This window comes from Clostridia bacterium (assembly GCA_036562685.1).
Classification (GTDB): domain Bacteria; phylum Bacillota; class Clostridia; order Christensenellales; family DUVY01; genus DUVY01.
Window position 1 is genome coordinate 1 of the sequence record DATCJR010000132.1, and the last position, 2,515, is coordinate 2,515.

The 2,515-nt window shown below is 32.1% G+C and carries 3 protein-coding genes; all 3 read left to right on the top strand.

Annotation, left to right across the window (positions count from 1 at the left end; translation table 11 throughout):
* Positions 1 to 1,175, top strand: a 1,175-nt coding sequence (locus VIL26_05965) for a hypothetical protein (protein HEY8390479.1), incomplete at its 5' end; no start/stop codon positions are given.
* A gap of 315 nt (positions 1,176 to 1,490) precedes the next feature.
* Positions 1,491 to 2,156, top strand: coding sequence for a hypothetical protein (locus VIL26_05970; GenBank protein HEY8390480.1), 666 nt, complete (start codon positions 1,491 to 1,493; stop codon positions 2,154 to 2,156).
* The coding region (locus VIL26_05975) for a glycosyltransferase (GenBank protein HEY8390481.1) at positions 2,140 to 2,515 on the top strand (376 nt) is incomplete at its 3' end. The genes VIL26_05970 and VIL26_05975, both read left to right, overlap by 17 nt.

Here is a 2,515-nt window from a genome sequence, read left to right on the forward strand (position 1 = left end):
AAAAAAAAGCTGAAATAATTATTCTGGCTTTATTGCTTCTTATGAGCTTAATAACCAGAATATTATTTGCTGATTTTATAACCAATGACTATTTAGAATTTTTATCTGTTTGGTGTAAAGAATATAAGGCAGGCAGTATTGGGGATGCAATGCGCTCTAATATCAGCAATTATATGCCCGCATATAATTATTTTTTAATATTATTTTCAAGAACGCCACTAAATGATTTGTATGAGATAAAGCTTTTGTCTATTATTTTTGAGATCTTAACAGCATTTCTTATAATAAAAGTTGCAAGTTATGTCTTAAAAAAGCCTTGTTCACCTATTTACTTTGGTGCTATTTTATTATGCGGTGTATTTTTGACTGATAGTGCAGTTTGGGCTCAATGTGATTCAATTTATACTTTTTTTGGACTATTGGGTTTTTATTATGCATTAAAGAAAAAATCTATAAGAAGTTTTATTTGTTTTGGATTAAGCATTTCATTTAAAATGCAAGCCCTGTTATTATATCCTGTTGTTTTAGTATTACTTTTAAATAAAGAACCAAAATATTTGAAATGGAAAGACATTTTAGTTGTACCCGTCGTTTTTGTTTTAGTTAATATTGTGCCTTTCTTTTTTGGAAGAAGCCTGTGGGATATTTACTCAATCTATCTAAAGCAATCCTCAACATATCCTGAACTTTCTAAAAATTGCGCCAATTTTGCTGTATTCTTTTCGCTATTTAAAAAAGGTCAGATAGGTTATTATATAGCACTGATATTGCTTATATTATTAACTTTATCGTATTTGGTTTTTATATATTATTTTGTTATAAAAAAGCTCAAGGCAAATGCAACATTATCAATAAATGATTTTATTTTAATAGCATTTTGCTTTTGCTTTGGGGTTGTCTTTTTGATGCCCAAAATGCTAGATAGATTTTTATATTTTGCAATAGTCTTTTCAATAATTTATGCAATCATCAATAAAAACAATCGATCAGTTTTGATTTGTTTATGTCTAAACGTTGGTGTATTAACAACATTTATGCAATACCTAAAAACTATGCCTATTAATATCGCTCCGATTAACGCTTTGTTTGCAACAGCTGCGTTTTTTATATTGATGCATGAATTTTATTTACAGATAATTAAAAATCAAGCAAATAATAATATCATATCAATATAGTTGTTATTATTCTGTTAAGATAAAAAGATAAAAAATGATATTTTATAATCTAATTATCTTAGTTATCTGTTTTCATTTTATTTAAAAAATATTTTAATTAATCTTAGTAATTATAATCATCTTTTTCAATTTTTTAGTTTTTTTAGATCTTCACATGATAATAGCAAAAATTCAAGATAATTGAATACAGCTATTTTAATATTCATATAAAATACATCAAATCACATAAAAGATTTTTGCGTTATTTGTCAAGTTATTGATTTTGCTCATATATTGGTATTGTCTAAAGAAAAAAATACAAAAGTGTGTAGATATATGAGTGATGATTGCAAAAAAATAGAAATATGTTGTTGTGAAGGGCCACGAGGAAGAAAGGGCGATCAAGGACGACAGGGTCCTCAAGGTCCACAAGGTTTTCAAGGCCCCACAGGTCCGACAGGTCCCATAGGTCCGACAGGTCCAATAGGTCCCATTGGCCCAACAGGACCAACTGGACCCACTGGTCCGACAGGTCCCACAGGTCCGACAGGTCCAACGGGTCCCACAGGTCCTCAAGGCCCCGGAGTTGCAGGCGTTTTTGCTAACACAATAGATCCGGAAGTTTTTAGCTTGGCTAATAATGCTAATTATATTTTTAATGAAATGGAAGTCGATGCCTCAAGATGCATTGACTATAATACCCAAACAGGAGAATTTGTCTTACAAAGCGGGACATATTATGTCAATTGGTTTATTGCTGTAGATGGCACCAAATCAGGTCGAAATATTCAATTTTCTCTTGTTGTTAACGGCAGAGTAGTTTCAACATCTACTACCAATAAAAGAGCAGGGCAGATCATGGGCAACGCTATTGTAGTTGTACCTCCTGGAAGCACGTTTACAATGACAGTGCGAAACACATCCAATGATACTGTATGTCTTGCTGATGTAATAGGTCAAGGCGGAATAGTAGTATTAAAATTAGATGAGTGCCAAGTATAAAATAGTAGTATACGCTATCGCCAAAGACGAAGAACAATTTGTAGACCGCTGGGTTGATTCTATGTCCGAAGCGGATGAAATAATTGTTCTTGATACAGGGTCTCAAGATAATACTATTTTTAAACTTAAGCGAAAAGGCGTAAAAGTTTTTAAAAAAAAGATTAAGCCTTGGCGGTTTGATGTTGCCAGAAATAAGTCATTGGAGTTAGTACCCAAAGATGCAGATATTTGTGTTTGCACCGATTTAGATGAAGTGTTTGAAAAAGGCTGGCGGCAAAAGCTTGAAAATGCCTGGCAAAAGGATATAAAACAGGCTAGATATCAATACAACTGGAGTCTTGATGAAAAAAACAGACCTG